At 70.0% G+C, this 16,704-nt stretch carries 19 protein-coding genes and 1 tRNA gene; 12 read left to right on the top strand and 8 right to left on the bottom strand.

Annotation, left to right across the window (positions count from 1 at the left end; translation table 11 throughout):
- The first annotated feature begins 167 nt into the window (after positions 1 to 167).
- Together ACW14Y_RS28470 and ACW14Y_RS28465 are read left to right on the top strand one after the other, a co-directional pair.
- Positions 168 to 575, top strand: coding sequence for a hypothetical protein (locus ACW14Y_RS28470; RefSeq protein WP_456983788.1), 408 nt, complete (start codon positions 168 to 170; stop codon positions 573 to 575).
- Positions 576 to 800: 225 nt separating this feature from the next.
- Positions 801 to 1,052 (top strand): hypothetical protein, encoded by a 252-nt coding sequence (locus tag ACW14Y_RS28465; protein WP_456983786.1) that lies wholly within the window; start codon positions 801 to 803, stop codon positions 1,050 to 1,052.
- 224 nt (positions 1,053 to 1,276) lie between these two features.
- On the opposite strand, the gene ACW14Y_RS28460 is transcribed toward ACW14Y_RS28465, so the two are convergent.
- From ACW14Y_RS28460 to ACW14Y_RS28445, 4 genes are all read right to left on the bottom strand, one after another.
- Positions 1,277 to 2,404 carry a polyprenyl synthetase family protein gene (locus ACW14Y_RS28460; RefSeq protein WP_456983784.1) on the bottom strand — a complete coding sequence of 376 codons (1,128 nt, stop codon included), beginning with the start codon at positions 2,402 to 2,404 and terminating at the stop codon, positions 1,277 to 1,279.
- A gap of 41 nt (positions 2,405 to 2,445) precedes the next feature.
- Entirely contained in the window at positions 2,446 to 3,921 is a 1,476-nt protein-coding gene (locus ACW14Y_RS28455; protein ID WP_456983782.1) for a prenyltransferase/squalene oxidase repeat-containing protein, read from the bottom strand.
- A gap of 197 nt (positions 3,922 to 4,118) precedes the next feature.
- Positions 4,119 to 5,057, bottom strand: coding sequence for a terpene synthase family protein (locus ACW14Y_RS28450; protein WP_456983781.1), 939 nt, complete (start codon positions 5,055 to 5,057; stop codon positions 4,119 to 4,121).
- A gap of 239 nt (positions 5,058 to 5,296) precedes the next feature.
- Complete coding sequence (locus tag ACW14Y_RS28445; protein WP_456983780.1) at positions 5,297 to 6,343, bottom strand: Lrp/AsnC family transcriptional regulator; 1,047 nt, start codon at positions 6,341 to 6,343, stop codon at positions 5,297 to 5,299.
- Positions 6,344 to 6,492: 149 nt separating this feature from the next.
- Here ACW14Y_RS28445 and ACW14Y_RS28440 point away from each other — a divergent pair, with 149 nt between their 5' ends.
- From ACW14Y_RS28440 to ACW14Y_RS28430, 3 genes are all read left to right on the top strand, one after another.
- Positions 6,493 to 7,677 (top strand): M20 metallopeptidase family protein, encoded by a 1,185-nt coding sequence (locus ACW14Y_RS28440; RefSeq protein ID WP_456983779.1) that lies wholly within the window; start codon positions 6,493 to 6,495, stop codon positions 7,675 to 7,677.
- A gap of 31 nt (positions 7,678 to 7,708) precedes the next feature.
- A complete protein-coding gene (locus tag ACW14Y_RS28435) occupies positions 7,709 to 8,035 on the top strand; it encodes a nuclear transport factor 2 family protein (RefSeq protein WP_456983777.1) in 327 nt (108 codons plus the stop codon).
- Positions 8,036 to 8,293: 258 nt separating this feature from the next.
- A complete protein-coding gene (locus tag ACW14Y_RS28430; RefSeq protein WP_456983775.1) occupies positions 8,294 to 8,854 on the top strand; it encodes a hypothetical protein in 561 nt (186 codons plus the stop codon).
- An 88-nt stretch (positions 8,855 to 8,942) separates the two neighbouring features.
- Here the strand turns inward: ACW14Y_RS28430 and ACW14Y_RS28425 are convergent, their stop codons facing one another.
- On the bottom strand, positions 8,943 to 9,518 hold the full coding sequence (locus ACW14Y_RS28425) for a YrhB domain-containing protein (RefSeq protein WP_456983774.1): 576 nt from the start codon (positions 9,516 to 9,518) through the stop codon (positions 8,943 to 8,945).
- A gap of 417 nt (positions 9,519 to 9,935) precedes the next feature.
- Here ACW14Y_RS28425 and ACW14Y_RS28420 point away from each other — a divergent pair, with 417 nt between their 5' ends.
- The 7 genes from ACW14Y_RS28420 (at position 9,936) to ACW14Y_RS28390 (ending at position 15,931) form a co-directional block, all read left to right on the top strand.
- The gene (locus tag ACW14Y_RS28420; RefSeq protein ID WP_456983772.1) at positions 9,936 to 10,625 is read left to right on the top strand and encodes an HAD family hydrolase; all 690 of its coding nucleotides are present in this window, start codon (positions 9,936 to 9,938) and stop codon (positions 10,623 to 10,625) included.
- A gap of 339 nt (positions 10,626 to 10,964) precedes the next feature.
- Complete coding sequence (locus tag ACW14Y_RS28415; RefSeq protein ID WP_266313292.1) at positions 10,965 to 11,186, top strand: hypothetical protein; 222 nt, start codon at positions 10,965 to 10,967, stop codon at positions 11,184 to 11,186.
- A complete protein-coding gene (locus tag ACW14Y_RS28410) occupies positions 11,170 to 11,682 on the top strand; it encodes a DUF6879 family protein (RefSeq protein WP_380395063.1) in 513 nt (170 codons plus the stop codon). Before ACW14Y_RS28415 ends, ACW14Y_RS28410 begins: the two co-directional genes overlap by 17 nt.
- Positions 11,679 to 12,542 (top strand): helix-turn-helix domain-containing protein, encoded by an 864-nt coding sequence (locus ACW14Y_RS28405; protein ID WP_456983770.1) that lies wholly within the window; start codon positions 11,679 to 11,681, stop codon positions 12,540 to 12,542. Before ACW14Y_RS28410 ends, ACW14Y_RS28405 begins: the two co-directional genes overlap by 4 nt.
- 377 nt (positions 12,543 to 12,919) lie before the next feature.
- On the top strand, positions 12,920 to 13,372 hold the full coding sequence (locus ACW14Y_RS28400; protein WP_456983768.1) for an NUDIX domain-containing protein: 453 nt from the start codon (positions 12,920 to 12,922) through the stop codon (positions 13,370 to 13,372).
- A gap of 161 nt (positions 13,373 to 13,533) precedes the next feature.
- Positions 13,534 to 14,379 (top strand): hypothetical protein, encoded by an 846-nt coding sequence (locus ACW14Y_RS28395; protein ID WP_456983767.1) that lies wholly within the window; start codon positions 13,534 to 13,536, stop codon positions 14,377 to 14,379.
- Positions 14,380 to 14,773: 394 nt separating this feature from the next.
- Positions 14,774 to 15,931, top strand: a complete 1,158-nt coding sequence (locus ACW14Y_RS28390; RefSeq protein ID WP_456983765.1) for a methyltransferase domain-containing protein — start codon at positions 14,774 to 14,776, stop codon at positions 15,929 to 15,931.
- Positions 15,932 to 16,089: 158 nt separating this feature from the next.
- Here the strand turns inward: ACW14Y_RS28390 and ACW14Y_RS28385 are convergent.
- The 3 genes from ACW14Y_RS28385 to ACW14Y_RS28375 form a co-directional block, all read right to left on the bottom strand.
- A tRNA-Leu gene (locus ACW14Y_RS28385) sits at positions 16,090 to 16,173 on the bottom strand.
- A 43-nt stretch (positions 16,174 to 16,216) separates the two neighbouring features.
- On the bottom strand, positions 16,217 to 16,414 hold the full coding sequence (locus ACW14Y_RS28380; protein ID WP_380392702.1) for a DUF397 domain-containing protein: 198 nt from the start codon (positions 16,412 to 16,414) through the stop codon (positions 16,217 to 16,219).
- Between the two features lie 76 nt (positions 16,415 to 16,490).
- Positions 16,491 to 16,691, bottom strand: a complete 201-nt coding sequence (locus ACW14Y_RS28375; RefSeq protein WP_456988273.1) for a DUF397 domain-containing protein — start codon at positions 16,689 to 16,691, stop codon at positions 16,491 to 16,493.
- Positions 16,692 to 16,704: the final 13 nt, after the last annotated feature.

The raw sequence follows: 16,704 nt of genomic DNA, 5'->3' as shown, positions 1-16,704 counted from the left end.
GCCCGAGAGCTCGGAATCCGCCATCGAGGGGCCGATTCCGGTACTCCTGACGGGAGTTCGGCCCGATCGGGGGCGGCGGCCCGGGCCCGTGCCAGCATGTGCCATGTGCAGCGTGACATGACACAGGAGGGCTTCGGCTCCTCCCGCCTTCGAAGGAGAGAACTCTGATGAAGCGTTTCGTCGCCGTCCTCGCGGCCGGTGCCGCACTGTCCGGGCTCGGCATGGCCGGGGCCACCGAGGCCGCCGCCACGCCCACGGGTACGACCACCTGCGGCTACGGCGTCGGGGCCCAGGTCTGCCTGACCATCAGCGGCCGCCTCGCGTCCGCCACCGGCTTCGCGACCTCGGCCGGAGGGCCCGCGCAGTACGCCTCGTTCCGGCTGGAACTCGGCACCACCGGCGGCCCGGGCCTGGAGCGCGAGGACCTCGGCGCGGTGGTGCCGGCCGGCGGGATCACGGTCGGCCCGGTCGCGAGCACCGTCCCGTGCGGCACCGGCATCACCGCCGCCTTCACCGTCACCAGGGCGGGCCGGGCGCCGGTCACCGCCACGGTCGCGGTGCCCGCCGTCTGCTGAGCCCCTCCGGTCGGCAGATGGCGAGCCCGGCGGTCCCGGTGCGGCGGTAGCTCGAACCGGTCAGCATCGGTCGGCATGCCTGTCGCGACTGCCTTACCTCACCCGGGGCGGGCCTCTCGGCCGAACAGGTGACTACGAGGGCCGTGGGCTGCGTTGCACTCCTGTGGCTGTGAGGCTGTTGCCGTCGTCCGGTCCGGGCGATTTTCGGCAGGCAAGGAGGCGTTCATGGTGGTCGGGCCCGAAATCGACCCGGTGGTCCACATCGACGGGCAGTTGGACCCGGAAGGCGAGTACCAGGAGGGCCGGTCCCGGAGTTCCGTCGGGACGAGCACGGGTTCGGAGGCCGAGGGCCCGGACGGTGTCGACGCTGCGCCGATCGAGGAGGGCCCGGGCCTCGTCATCGACGCACCCGAGGGCTTCAACAAGCCGGCCGGGGCCAACGGTCGTTCGAGCATGATGGACCAAGGCCAGAGCTAGATGCCCGGCCGGGGCCGCTCTTGACGGCCCCGGCCGCGTTCTTGACGGGCCCCGGCCGCGTTCCGGTGCGCGAGCAGGGCGGTGAAGACCGCCCCCAGGTACCGTCGATCGCCCGGGTCCGCAGCCCGGGTGCAGAGGCTCTTCCACGAGCCGTACCTCTCGGGCCGGTGCACCCACTGCGAGCCGGGGCTCCTGGCCCTGCCGCGGGGACGGCGGCCACCGGGTCAGGTGCGCCTCCGGGCCGACTGGTCGGCGAGCAGGCGCAGGGCGTCGGTGACGGCGGGGTCGATGAACGGGCTCTCCAGGGCGGCGAGGGCTTCCTCGTAGCGGTCGGTGATCATGCGGTCGACGGCGTGGTGGGCGCCGGTGGCTTCGATGATCCGACGTGCCGCGTCGGCCTGGTCCTCGGTCAGCGTGCGGCACCCGAGGAAGAAGCGGAGCCGGTCGGCCTGGGCGTGGGTGGCGCGTTGGAGGGCGAGGGCGACAAGGACGGTGGCCTTCCCTCCGCGCAGGTCGTCCAGGACCGGCTTCCCGGTCAGGTCCGGATCGCCGAAGACCCCGAGGAGGTCGTCACGGAGCTGGAAGGCCTCCCCCAGGGGAACCGCGTACGCGGACAGCGCATCGAGCAGGGGCGGTTCCGCGCCGGCGAGAGCGGCTCCCAGCTGCAGGGGGCGCTCGACGGTGTACTTCGCCGTCTTGTAGCGGAGCACCGTGAGCGCGGTTTCGACCTCCGGACGGGCGCAGCCGGTGTGGGCGAGGTCGAGGTACTGGCCCAGGGTGACCTCGGTGCGCATCTCGTCCAGTAACGGCAGGACCCGGGCCAGTTGCCCGGGGGTCGGCCGCCCCGCGTGGAGGAGTTCGTCGGACCAGACGAGGGCCAGGTCCCCGATCAGGATGGCGGCGCCCTCGCCGAAGCGGTCGGCGGCCACTGCCGGGTCTTCGCCCGGGGAGCCGGGCGGGGAGCCGGACGGGCGCCGGTCGTACGTGCCGGCCTGGGCGCGGTGGACGGTGGGCCGGCCGCGGCGGGTGTCGGAACGGTCCATCAGGTCGTCGTGGATGAGGGCGCACACGTGGAACAGTTCCAGTGAAGCCGCCAGATGACGGGCCGTGTCGACGGAGCCGACGCCGCCGGCCGCGTGCCAGCCGATCATGGCGAAGACGGGGCGGATGCGTTTGCCCCCGGCGGCCAGGAACTCCTGCAGCGGCAACGCCAGGTTCGGCAGACGGCCACCCACTGTCGTCGTCTCCGCCTTCGTCGCCAGGAAGTCGGTCAGTATCCGTTCGACGGGTTCCTTCAGGCGGTGCGGCTCCAGTACGGGAGACGGTGCGGGGCGGGGAGGGAGCGGGGCCATGATGCGGTCCTTGTCGGAGGTCATGGGGAGGGCGGGCTTCGTCAGCTCGTACGAGCGGCACGCTCGGTCACGGCCACCGACAGCGCCCGTACGACCTGTGTCGGCCGGTACAGCTCCTTGCCGTGCCACAGCGGCGTGTTCACCGCATCGTCCGCGGGGGCGCGGAGGGCGTCGGCGAGGAAGGCGGCGGCTCGTACGACGGCCTGACGCCGGTCGTTGCGGCGGTGGTCGACGGCCGTGGCGATCAGGGCACCGGCGGCGTACGCGGTCTCGTCCAGGGTGGGGCCCCAGATGCCCCAGCTGCCGTCCGGTCGCTGTGCGCACAGCACGGCGTCGATGGACGCCTCGATCCGGGGCGTGGGTCTCCTGGGGGCACACAGGGACAGCGCGGTCATCGCGCAGGCGGTCGCGTAGAACGGGGAGGCGTGCCAGCGGTCCGTCCAGAGCCCTCCGGTCTCCTGGCTGTCCAGGAGGTAGTCGGTGACTTTGTGACGCCGGCGCCGGGTGTGTGTCGTGGAGGTGGGACCGGTCAGCGCCTCCAGGGCGTGCGCGTTGGTGGTGACGGACGGCCCGCTCTCGCCGACGTAGAACGTGGCGAACGCGTGGACGTCCTCGAACCGGTCGAGGGGTGTCGTGTCGATGTCCTCGCCGAGCAGGCGAAGGGCTGCCAATGTGGTGGCGGTGGTGTCGCCGTCGGCCGGTGCTCCCGGTCCGATGGCGACGCCGTCGGGTGTCACGCACATCCGCAGGGCGCGGCGCATGCGGTCGGCCACTGCGCCGGGAAGCACCGCTCCCGTCCTGAGCACGTCGCGCGTGATCCAGGCCAGTTCGAAGGCCGGAATGGGACAGAATCCGGGCTGGGCGCCGCCCAGGTCCCGCGCGTTGCGCAGCAAATACGCGGTGGCTGCGGGGACGGGTCTGCCGTGGGCACGAAGGACGGTCGCGGTGGCGGCCGGGGAGCAGGCGACCGCGCCCTGTTCGAGCAGGGCTCCCCAGCGTGCCCCGGCGAGCGGGGTGTCGGCCGGGGGGAGCAGCACTTCAAGAAAATGATCGGCGTAGGGAGGAAGCGGCCGTCCGGAGCGCACGGCACCGCGCAGGAGCTCCAACCGGCGGCGGGCGGGCGCGTGCAACTGGGCCAGCCGGTCGACACCGTGGCGCAGGGCCGCGTCCTGGCCCGCGGTGAGGGCGTCCAGGTCTTCGAGGAGCGCGGCCACGATGATTTCCAGGCCGCCGGTGTCGGGGAGGCGTTCGGGCGGGAAGTCCTCGGCGTGGGCGGAGAGCCATGCGAGTCCGTTGCGCGCAGCGGTGACGTGCCGTGCGTCCTGGTCCTGCGTCGAGCCGGTCGCGACGGTGGCGGCGGTCGCGACGGTCGCGACGGTGGCGGCGGTCGCGACGGTGGCGGCGGTCGCGGCGGTCGCGACGGTGGCGGCCAGGGTCGGAACGAGCCGGTACGGCGGCGGGGCGAGGCCGGGGCCCCAACTGCCGTCCGGGCGCTGGCCCTCGAGGAGGTGTTTCATCGCCGCGTCGACGATGCCGACGTAGTCGGGCGTTCTGGGAAGCCGGGCGACGAACGACGTCTCGTAGCACGACGGGCCGGTATTGGCTCCTTCGGGATTGCTCAGCGCGCGGTCCACGAGAAGGCCGAGGGCGGAAATCCGGTCGGCGGCCCCGTACGCGGGCGCATGAGTACTCTCCGTCGTTCTGCGGTGCCTGGTCACAGTGCGAAGCGTTCGGTGGCCGAGTTCTCGCAGGCGTTGATCCCGCCGATCAGCAGCCGCATGGTGCGGGCGAACCGGTGCAGTTCGGGATCGTCGCCGCTCTCGATACGGGTGAGCGCGTCGTGAGCGTCCCTGGCTGCCTGGTCGCACAGACCCGACGCTTCGACGAAAGCGTCCGCCATGCCGTACCCGCGGTCGTGCATGAGAAGGGGAATGAGACCGCACAGCTCGGCTTCTCCCATGGCGATCTCCCACGGGTAGGAGACGATGTCGTTGCACATTCCCAGGAGATTGACCGCGGCGGTGATGACCCGGTGCACGTCCGGCAGGCGCCGCGCCCTGTCCGTGAGGTGCCAGTTCCCCGCCGGTTCGGCGAAGGATTCCAGGACGGTCGCGTACACGGTACGGGGCCGGACAGCCAGGTATTCGTCCAGGGACACGACGTCCCGGTCGGCGCGCATTTCCCAGTACTGCGCCAGAAGATCGACGCGGAGGGCATTCACGATGCGGTCGGCGTGGACGGGGTCGAGCGTCCGCCGGATCTTCGCCAGAGAGGCGCCCAGTGCCGCCGCGAAGCCGGTCTGCTTCCTTGCTGGCGCCCCTTCGATCACGCCGATGAGTTCAGGGACGGCACGGGCCATGTCGGCGGAGGCGGTGACATAGGCGAAGGTGTCGTCGAAGACGGTGATCCAGCCGAGGAGTTCACCGGCACAGGTGAGCATCTCCGGACCGGCCTCGGGAAAGCAGAACCCCAGGGAATCCCCGAGACGGGTCTTGTGGAAGCGTTCGAGGACACGGGGCTCCGTCAGAAGCCGGTAGGACTCCAGCCACGTGCGGGCATGGCGCTCGACCGCGTCGGCGTGCGGACTCACCGAGGACGGGAACAGGGTGTTTCCGAAGGTGGGCAACGCGTAGGGGAATTCCTGGACGGGCATGGCTTTCCGCCTTCCTCGGGAGGGATGTCCTCACTCCAGCAGCCGGAAATGCGGCCCGAAAGGGGAGCGGCTCCCTGACGTGTTGCACGCGTTGCACGCTCGTGCCCTTGTGCACACCCCACGGGGCGAGTCGCCGAACGGCCCGGTCGCACCCGGGCCGTTCGCACCCGGACCGTTCGCACCCGGCCGGCCGGACCCAAGGACCCGAGCACCCGAGGACCCGAGGACCCGAGCGGCCGTCAGGGAGCCGGGACCGGGTCCCGCCAGATGTCCATCGGGACGGCGCGGACGGCGCGTCCGTCCGCGCCGAGGATCCGGCCCATCCGTTTCACCGTGCGCAGCGCCACCCGGCGCTCGGCCACCCGCAGGTCCGGGAACCTGCGGGTGAGCGCGGCCTCCAGCCGCTGGACGTCGGCGAGGGAGCGCTGCCAGACGGAGAGGACGAGGTTGTACGTGCCCGTGACGGACACGCACAGTCGGACTTCGGGGAGTCTGGCGAGCTGGGGGCCGACCTCGTCGAGCCGGTCCGGGGGAAGGTCGGCCCGGAAGGTCGCCAGGACCGGCCGGCCTGCGTCGCGGGCGGCGATCTCGCAGCGGAAGCGGATCGCGTCGGAGCTCGCCAGCCGGTCGAGGCGGCGGCGCAGCGTGGACGGGCTCAGCCCGGTGGCGGCGGCCAGCCCGGCCTGGTCGAGGCGGCCGTCGACGCCCAGTCGGATGAGCAACTCCCGGTCTTCTTCGCGGACTTCGGCCCGCGCGGCGAACGGCTTCGGGTGGCCCGCCAGGTGGTCGTCGTGCAGTTCCACGCGCTGGGCCTGGTCCAGCGAGTCCAGGCGCCAGCGGATCCCCTCGGCGTAGAAGCCGGTGGCCAGGTGGACCCGGACGGCCTCGACCCCGGGGATCCGGCCGAGCCGTTCGGCGGTGTACCGGGAGACCGCCGCCAGGTCGGTGAAGGCGGCGGTGACGGCGAGGTCGCAGCCCTGGGCGAAGTGCTCGATGCTCATCACGTGCGCGTCCTCGGCCAGTTCGGCGGCGATCCGGCCGGTCCGGTCGGGGGCGCAGTCGAGGTCGAGGTAGGCGACGCAGCCGCGGTCCTCGGGGTGCGGCAGTCCGTAGGCGGTGACCCAGGCGATCCCGGCCTCCGAGAGCCGCTGCCAGCGGCGGGCCGCGGTGACCGGGCTGATCCCGAGGGTCTGGCCGAGCAGCGACCAGGGCGCCCGGGGGCGCAGCTGCAGCGCGTTCACCAGGGCGAGGTCCAGCTCGTCGACCGTCACCTCCGTACCGGTCACCGTCGGCTTCCGGTCGATTCGTTCATGAAAGGGGTTCTCCGTGGCGTGATCCTGCGAAATCGCGGGAGAATCCCGCCGCGGCACCCAGAATCACGGAACGAGACCGCTCCGCACAAATCCCGCCGCACGCGGGTCCGATGGAGGTACCTGTGTCCCTGCACGACGACGCCCTCGCACTGGCCCCGGATCTGGTCCGGCTCCGCCAGGACCTGCACCGCTTCCCCGAGGTGGGCCTCGACCTGCCGCGCACCCAGGAGCGGGTGCTGCGGGCCCTGGACGGGCTGCCGCTGGAGGTGAGCCTGGGCACCGGCCTGAGTTCGGTCACCGCGGTGCTGCGCGGCGGCCGGCCGGGACCGGCCGTTCTGCTGCGCGGTGACATGGACGGCCTGCCGGTCGTGGAGAAGACCCCGGTGCCGTTCGCGGCCGAGAACGGCGCGATGCACGCCTGCGGCCACGATCTGCACACCACCATGCTCGCGGGCGCCGCGCAGCTGTTGGCCGCGCGGCGGGAGCAGCTGCACGGTGACGTGGTCTTCATGTTCCAGCCCGGCGAGGAGGGTTGGGACGGCGCCGGGGCCATGCTCGCCGAGGGCGTGCTGGACGCGGCGGGGCAGCGCCCGGTCGCCGCGTACGCCCTGCACGTGTCGTCGACCATGCCGCACAAGGAGTTCAGCTCCCGGCGCGGGCCGATCCTCGCCGCGTCGGCCGCGCTGCACGTCACCCTGCACGGCGCGGGCGGCCACGGCGCGGTGCCGCACCGGGCCAAGGACCCCGTACCGGCGGCCTGCGAGATCGTCACCGCCCTGCAGACCATGGTGACCCGCCGCTTCGACATCTTCGACCCGGTGGTGATCACCGTCGGGATCCTCCAGGCCGGCACCCGGCGCAACATCATCCCCGACACCGCCCGCTTCGAGGCGACCGTGCGCACCTTCTCCCCCGAGGCGCAGGCCAAGGTCGCCGACGCCTCGGTGGAGCTGGTCAGGTCCATCGCCGCCGCCCACGGCCTGCGGGCGGAGATCGAGTACCTCCCCGAGTACCCGGTGACCGTGACCGACGACTCCGAGACCGACTTCCTGGCGGACACCGTCCGGGAGGTCTTCGGCGAGGAGCGTTTCCGGACGCTGCCGAACCCGATCCCCGGCTCGGAGGACTTCTCCCGGGTGCTCGAAGCCGTCCCGGGCTCGTTCGCCTGGCTCGGCGCCGCCCCGAAGGGCAGCGACCCCGACGTCCTGCCGTCCAACCACTCGCCCCACGCGGAGTTCGACGACGCGGTCCTCCCCGACGGAGCCGCGCTCTACGCCGAACTCGCCGCCCGCCGCCTCGCGGCCTGAACCACCCATCGAAGAAGGAACGTTCAAGCACATGACCGAACCGCGCGACGTGGTCGAGCAGCAGCTCGCCGCCTACAACAGCCACGACCTCGACGCCTTCGTCGCCACCTACGCCGAGGACGTCACGATCCGCCGGACCGACGGCAGCCTCCTCCAGGGCAGGCCGGCCCTGCGCGACACGTACGCCGGGCAGTTCGCCGAGGCCCGGTGCCGGGCGGAGATCGTGGGCCGCCTCACCGAGGGCGACTGGGTGGTCGACCAGGAGATCGCCCACGGCCTGTCCCCCGAGCCGCTCCGCGTCCTGGTCGCCTACCGCGTGCGCAACGGCCTGATCGACCGGGTCGACTTCCTGGGCTGATCCGCGGGCAGGAAAGCCGGAACGGCCGGTCGGATCCGACGATCCGACCGGCCGTTCTCCGTGGTCGGCCAGGAGATTGTGCGGGAACGCGAGCAGGTGCCCCATTGCCCCTTGCGATCGACTGCATACCGTACGTAGCCCCCTGGTCACAGCTGCGGAGGAACGGGAAGGCAACCTGCCCCCGGCCCGAAGCAGTCGGCCGACACAGGGGTGGGCCCCGCCGCACCGGGCGGGGCCCACCCCTTCAGAGGAGCGACCATGGACCCCGATCGGCTCCACATCTCTTATGCCATGCGGCAGTTCGCCGACGAGACGTGGACCGGGCGGGCGGAGCGGTGGACAGTGAAGTTCTACGTTCCCGACGAGAAGATCGGCACCGCCGAGATCACCCGTGTCGTCCCGGGCGTCACGCCGAACCCCCGTGCCGCCCTGGAGGACGACCCCGGCCTCCTCGACCGCATCCCCCGGGTGATCTTCGGTGAGGACGGCAGCCTTGCCCCGGCGGTATCCGCGCTGAGTCCCGTACTGCTGCTCCTGCTGGAGTCCGTCCGCGTCTCGGATGCGTGGCGCGGCAAGGGAGTCGGGATGCGCCTGACCGTCACCGCGCTGCGGCGCCTGGCCGTCCCCGGCACGGTGGCCGTGTGCTACCCGGCACCGATCCACGACCACGGGCCGGACGAGCCGTGCTCCTACGCGTCCGACGATCCGGAGGTGCGGCGACCGGACGAGGAGGCGATGGAGAAGCTCCGACTCGCCTGGGAGCGGCACGACTTCCGGCCCATCGGTGAGGGCGTGTACGCCCGGAGGATCGAGCCGTGAGCGGCAGGCGCCGACGGCAGCCCTCCCACGCGCAGATCCGGGTGCACACCGTGGTTCGGGCCGCACCGATGGCCGACGGTTGTCCGGACTACGGCCCGACTGTCCGAACTCCGCTCCAGGGGGTCCGTCCTGGACGGATCGTCTCGACAGCGTCGGCAGGGTGAACGGGCGGGACAAGTGCCTCGCGCGCAGCGGCGACGAGGTGATCAGGTACGGCACCGGCCCGCAGAGCCGTGACGTACTCGACGGCCTGGGCGTGGGTCAGGCTCGGGACGCGCTGCCGCAGCAGACGCATGGCGACGATCCGCCCCTGCTCTGCCGTCGCTCGGCGGAGTTCGTCGTGCAGGTCGTCGACGGCCGCGCACGTGAGCTCTTTCCGAATGCGCCAGCGATAGTCACCCTCCCACGCTCCGCCGTTGACGTCCGAGGCCGAACCGATCGCGTGGAGCCCCCCGTCGACGCGGTCGACCAGGTAGGGGCCGTTCCCACCGAGAAGCTGTCGCGGATCCCTGGTTCGGAGGTACTCCGCGGTCTGGTAGGAGACGATCCAGACCAGCTCGTGCTCCTCCACGTCGGAGACCACCAGCCGTCCCGGGTCGATGCGTTCAAGATCTTCCTGGGCCGTGCGCCTGGCGTACTCCCGGTCGATCATGCCCGGCAGCATGCCGCATGCCTCCTTGCGCGACCACTGATTTCGCGCGTGGGCCGCCGAGGCCGTGAAGGTGGTCGCTCAACGACGGCATCCCGATACCTCGCCGCCAGTGGTCTGTGGCAGCAGTGGACCGATGCCACGTCGAACACGGTGCGGGATCCGCAGGAGTACCGACAGGTCCTGGAGCAGGTCTGTTCCTTCGCCAGCGAGTGCGCTGACCTCTTCGCCGGAATGGACACCAGGCGCTGGTCCCGTCGGCCCGGCCGACCGAGGCCGGGCCGACGAGCCCGCCCCGGGACGGTTCACGCTCGTCGCCGGGCCGGCCGGCGGCTCATGAGTATCGTCATCGACCACGGCACCATCTGCTCATGCACGGCGGGGCAGCGGCTCGGTCCCGTCCTCGCATGATCGCCAACGAAAGAGCAACCGATGCAACCGACTGTCCTGTTCGACCTGGACGGCCTTCTGATCGACTCCGAGCCGGTCTGGGACGCGGCAAAGCGTGAAGTGTTCGGTCCGCTCGGCCTGCACCTCACCCCGGAGATGCAGGCGGCGACGCGCGGGCTGCGGCAAAGGGACATGGTGGCCTACTGGTTCGATCGGGCCACCCTTCGAGCCGACCCCGACGAGGTCGAGCAGCAGATCGTGGCCGCCGTGTGCCGTGGGCTGGAGGGAGTGGCGCTGAAGCCCGGCGCCGAACACGCCGTCGCGGCATGCGCGCGAACATCGAGGGCGATGGCCGTCGTGTCGTCCTCGCCGGAGTCGGTGATTCGGGCCGCGCTCGCGAGCACCGGCCTGGATCGATCCTTCGATGCCGTGTTCTCGGCCGAGGACGACGACCACGGAAAGCCCCACCCGGGCGCCTATCTCCGCGCAGCCGCCGCCCTCGGCGCGTCACCCGACGAATGCGTCGTGATCGAGGACTCGTTCAACGGCGTCCTCGCCGGCGTGTCGGCCCGGATGACGGTCGTCGCCGTTCCCGAGGCCGCCGATCGCTGCGATCCGCGCTATGCGATTGCCACGCTGGTGCTGGGGTCCCTCAAGGACCTCGACACCTCGGTATTCGGCGCGTATGTGTCCGGGGGAAGCCGGGACGCACGGCGGGGCAGCGTCTCGTAGTCGCGCACCGGGTGCCGCGAGCGCATCAACCGGCTCATCCCGGACCCGGATCGCCAGGCTCCCTTTCGGGAACGCTGCCCGCGCCACGCGCACCGTCGCCGCCGGGATCCCACGGTGCTCTCTCGGCTGCATCGACATCACATACCCCCACAACGACGAACACTCTCACGCCCTCGCCGGTATCGAACCTGCTTGCGGGCGGACTGGGCAGGCTGCCACCAGGGCCATGATCCTTAGTCAATGACGTGCATAGTCGCGTTCATGCATCGACGGCCTACCCCCGACGCGTCTACCTTGTCTGTTAGTTCGTCAACCTGGCTGACGAAAAGGAGGTTTGACATGTCTGATCGCGCCGAGCTGACCCGCCTGACCAACACCGGCAACGGCAGTGGGACCGGTACGTGCGGAGAGAAGGACTGCCCCAACGTCTACCGCACGGCGAAGGGATCGTTCCTGGTCCAGGGCGACCTGGCCAACGCCTTCACCCCTCCGACGGGTGAAGGCCTGGTTGAGATCCCCGAGGAAACGCTGCGGGAGGCATTCCGTGCTCTTGGCTGGTGACGCCTGGAACCAGTGCTTCGATTCCATGCAGTCAGAGGCGTGGCGACTCGAAACGCTGTCCACCTACACCATGCCGCAGGAAGCGGAGAAGCTGGCACGCTTTCTGGCTGGAGAAAGCTCGCCCGAGGACCACAAGTCCGGGTGGATGGACGAGGTGGAGCAGTGGACGGCCGAGGGAAAGCGTGTCGGTCGCGTTCACATTGTCACCCGGCCGCTCTCCGACTATCTTCGTTTCGAATTCGAGTACTACTACCGGCACCACGTGAGGGCCGGCGAGGAGATTCGAATCCTTGACGTGACCGACAGGGAAAACCCGCTTCCGGCAGCCCAGGACTTCTGGATGTTCGACCAGTCCAAGATTGTTCTCATGAACTACAGGACGGACGGAACGCAGATCAGCCGCGAGCTCTTCAGCGGTGACCCCCTACCCTTTGTCGAGTACCAGCGGGTGGCCATAGCGGAATCGGTGCCGTTCTTGGAGTACATCAGGTCGTGACGCTCAGTCCTGAGCAGCTGGGCCAGTCGAAACAGGAGCTGGCTGCAGCGCTCAAAGAATTGCGGAAGCGAGCCGGGCTCTCAGGAGCCCGGCTCGCTGCGCGCTGCAACATGTCTCAGTCCAAGATTTCCAGGATCGAGAACGGGAAAAGCCCCGCGAGCCTTGTGGACGTGGAACAGATCCTCCGCACCCTGGAGGCTCCGCCAGACGTATTGGCCAGAGTCAAAAAGCTCGCCCGCTTGGCAAATACCGACTGGCAGAGCATCCGATCGCTCCGGAGGAAGGGACTTCATCACAAGCAGCAGGAGCTTGCCGGCCTGGAGTCGACATCCACGGAGTTCAGGTTCTTTCTGCTGTCGATGATAACGGGACTCCTCTCGACTCCCGAATATATCAGGGCCAGCCTTGCTCATCTTGACGGAGACCAGAGCAAGCTCATCGCGCTGAAGCTGAGTCGTCAAGAAGTCCTGTATGACACCGGCAAGACGTTCACGTTTCTCCTGTCGGAAATGGCCGCGAGGTGGCCATTGATCCCAGCGCCGGCCATGGCAATGCAACTGGATCGAATCGTCTCCGTGTCGCGGCTTCCCAATGTCCGGTTGGGCGTGATTCCCCTGCGGGGAGTCATGCCGGTGGCACCGATGGATACTTTCACCGTGTATGACGCATCGCTTGTTACCGTTGAAACAACCAGTGGCATTCTTGCTCTCAGGGACCAGAAAGACGTAGCAATGCACCTGGACGCCTTCGCGGCCATGGCAGGATTTGCCCTCTTCGGCGAAGAGATGCGAAACCTGCTCGCTCGGTGGTCCGACGACTTTCGGAGCTCGGACCAGCAATTTATGCAACCACGTGAATAAGCCTTTGGACCGCGTACTTGAATCCCGTAACTTGACTCCTCACTCACTACGCGAAGTCAAGGGGAACCAGCTTTGTCCGCAGCGGTGGAAAGCCAACCCGGCCCGAACCGAGTCGCGCGCGATGATGCAATACGAGGTGGCGGGAGCGCACGAGGTCGACCGAGCCGCTCACCGACCCGGAGTCACCCGATCCGCTGGCCTCTGAGGCTGCCCGGAAGGCAGCGCTTCGCTCGGAACACCTGCGGCACCGGCACCAGTACTGGCACCCCAATTGATCTGATGATCGCGGGATTTGGCGTCCCGGGGGTGGGGTGCGGGATCGTGGGCCGACCGCGCGAGCGGCGCGCGGGAGTGACCACCAACGAAGGGGCGAACCCATGAAGAAGATCGCCGCGAAGCTCTGGCGGATCATCCGGGGCCCGATGCAGTGGCGCGTTCTGTGGCTGTGGCACTCGAAGTTCATGGTCGGGGTCACGGGCATCGTCCGCGACGACGAAGACCAGGTCTTGCTCCTGAAACACCGGATGTGGCCGGAGGGTCGGCAGTGGGGGCTGCCCACCGGCTACGCGAACAAGGGCGAGAGCTTCGAAGAGACGATCGTCCGTGAGGTTCGGGAGGAGACCGGGCTCACGGTGAAGGTGTGCGAACTGGCGCACCTGACGAGCGGATACAAGCTGCGCGTCGAAGTCGCCTACGAGGCGCTGTACGTCAGCGGACAGATCAAGGTGGACTCGTTCGAGATCCTGGAGGCTCGATGGTTCTCACCGGACGACCTTCCCGAGGGAGTGCAGGAGTCGCACCGGCAGCTGATCGGTCGGCGGCGACCCTGACTCTCGGACGCTCGCTCACGCCCTCGTACCTGGGGCCGAACGAGCACCTGGCCGGAGACCCGGCCGAGCGCGCGGAGCTGGCGCATCTGCTGGCCGCGCGGCGGGCGGCCACCGCCCTGGACCAGGCGCACCCGCACATCGCGTTCAGTCTGCTGCACTGGGTGCTGGACACCTGGGAGGACCAGGCTGCGAGGGAGGTCTTCCGGCAAGGAGCGGATCTACTGGCCGACCGCTACCGGGAGTTGGGCCTGAACCAGCTGTTGCCGATCGATCGGGTGTGGGTCGGGGTGCGCTCGACCCGGCCCGATGCCTTCGGCGGCTTCCACCACCCGAACCAGGGCTACCGGCACGTGCAGTTGGCGTCGGTGATCACCCGGTACGGGCTGCTGAGTGATCCGCGGTTGGCGTCGCCGGAACTGGTGGCACTCGACCTGTTGCGCTCCTACTCCCACGACTGCCTGCATTGGGGGTCGTTCCGTGAGTACCGGCTCCACGGCGGGCAGGTGGTCCGGAGCCGGTACGGGATCAACTGGCGCGACTCCCATGGGCGGACGTACTCGGCACCCGACGCGGACGGCACTTCTTCGACCCGGAACCTGGGAACCGTGATGGAGGGGGCGACCGATCGGGAGGCCCGGACCATTGCCGCCACGGTGGCCGACCGTCTCGGCCTGACCCAGCAGATCGCTCCGCCTGATCGGCCGGCCTTCCGCGACACCACGGGACGACTGGAGCCGGCCGACCTGGAACACTCCGCCCCCGGCATCGCCACCCCGTTCCACCAGGCCATGACCGGGTACGAACACGGCGTTGGGACGCGGTACCAGCATTTCCTCGCCGAGGTGGGCGGCGCCGACGCCGAGACCCTGCACAGGCTCATAGTCGCCGCCATGATCAGCGGCGACACGTCCGCCCTCACTGCCCGGCTCGACCGGCACCACGGCCGCGACGCGTTCCGCCGTCTCTTTCGCTCCCCGGCCTACACCGGTCCCGACCCGGGCGAGTAGGCCGCGCTGACAGCTCTAGGGTAGAAACAGAACGGCCACCCGACAGAATCCATTGACCTGCAGCGTTGCCTGCTCGGTGACGCGGTCGTTCCCGCGACCCCAAAGATCATTTCCCAGGTCGGATGAAACCTGCTGATGCACGACAGTCCGGGCGGGCGCCCGCACGCCCCCGTGGGTGCTTCCACGCCTCCTACCCCTGCAAGCGCGGGTCGGTGAGGATGACGGGGTCGGTATGCGGTACACGAAAGGGCAACCTGCTGATGGGATCGCACGAGAAGCCGCCGCCGGACCCGGGTAAGGGCGAGGCGGTTCCGGGGAACGCCGACGGGCAGGTGCCGAGGCCTGATCCGGGCAGCGACGGGAAGCACCGCGGCAAACCGAAGAAGGACTGACGGTGGATCTGGCGAAGCGGCGCGCGGTCATGGACGAGGCCATGACCGCGCGCGGGGACTGGCCGGAGCGCTCGCCGTGGCTACGTGAGGCCGTGGCCGCGCTGCCGAGGGACGGGTTCGCGCCGGACCGGCTGTGGCGGTGGGACGGACACGCCTACGCGGCCGTCGACCGGCACGCCGACCCGGACGGCTGGGCTGACGAGCTGTACGCGAGCCAGGACGCAGCTGCCGTCACCCAGGTCTCGGGCGGGCTGCCGTCCTCCAGCCTCTCCGCCCAGGGGGTGGTGGTGGACATGCTGGACTCGCTGCAACTGGAGTCCGGGCACCGGGTGTGGGACATCGGCGGCGGGCAGGGCTGGAACGCCGCGCTCGCGGCCTGGCGGGCCGGGCCCGGGCGGGTGGTCTCCACCGAGATCGACCCGGACCTCGCCGCCTTCGCCCGGGAACGGCTGGCGGCCGCCGGCCTGGACGTGGAGACGCTCACCGCGGACGCCACCACCGCCGCCCCCGGTGGCGGCCGGTTCGACCGGGTCATCGCCACCTACGCGGTCGAGCGCGTGCCGTGGGCGTGGATCGAGGCCACCGGACCGGGCGGACGGATCGTCTACCCCTGGGGCCGGCTCGGGCACGTCGCCCTCACCGTCGCCGCCGGTGGACGCCATGCCTCCGGCCATGTGCAGGGCCTGGCCCAGTTCATGGCGGACCGCACCGCTCCGGCGCCACCGGCGGCCGGGCCGACCGGGTACCGGGCGGTGCGCGGCGAGAGACCGGCCGAGACGGAGAGGTCGGTCGACCGCGACCTCGCCCCGCTCGAATCGGACTGGGATCTACGGTTCGCACTGCGGGTGGCCGTCCCGGACGCGGTGGTCCTCACCGGCCGCGACGAGGACGGCGTCAGCGCGTGGGTGCACGACGGCGTGGCCGCGTGGGCCATGTTCTCCGCCGACGCCGCCGGCGGGAGCGTGCTGTTCCAGGGTGGCGGGCGGCGGATCGGCGACGAGGTACTGCAGGCCTGGAAGCAGTGGGAGGAACACGGTCGGCCGGACCCGTACGAGTACGGCATCACGGTCACCCCCGAGAGGCAGTTCGCCTGGCTGGCCGACCCGGACGACGGACCCCGGTGGCCCCTCCACGAAGCGGCGGCCGCAACGTCGCGCTGAAGCAACCCGGCGGCGCCCGGCCGACAACCCCGCAACCCCGCACACCACCGACCGGCACGAACGCGGATCGCCCCTCACGGTGTCGTGAGGGGCGATCCGTACATCCGGAAACTGGAACGGCCGGTCGGATCCGAGGATCCGACCGGCCGTTCTCTGTGTGCGCGAGGGGGGAGTTGAACCCCCACGCCCTTTCGGGCACTGGAACCTGAATCCAGCGCGTCTGCCTATTCCGCCACCCGCGCAACTGGGTGATGGGTAAATAGTAGCCCATGCCCAGGGGTGGTCCTAACCAACCGGGAGTGACCCGTCCCGGAGGGCGGAGAGGAAGGAAGACCAGGCGGCGGAGGGGAAGAGGAGGACCGGCCCGAAGGGGTCCTTCGAGTCACGCACTGGAACAACGCCAGCAGCACGAGACACAACGGCCACCTCGACACACTCACCCCCGTGGTCCGCGCTGTAACTGCTCTTGCGCCAAGTAGGCATCACGACGTTCTCCATGGCGGAACTCCTCCATCGCATCAACGTTCAGAGCGCGGCTAGCCCATCCCCGAGGGTGGTCCTAACCAAACGGGAGTGACCCGTCCCGGAGCGCAGAGAGGAAGGAGCCCCACGCAGCAGAGGCGAAGAGGAGCACCGGCCCGGAGGGATCCTTGGAGTCACGCACCGGGACGACGCCGGGGGAAGGGGACGCGAGGGCCACCTCAACACAATCGCCCCCGTCGGGCCCGCTGTAGCTGCTCTTGCGCCACTCGGGCGTCACGACCTGCTCCACA

The organism is Kitasatospora sp. cg17-2, from assembly GCF_054031055.1.
The sequence above is the reverse complement of the archived record's forward strand: the minus strand, read 5'-3'. Positions and strand labels throughout refer to the sequence as shown.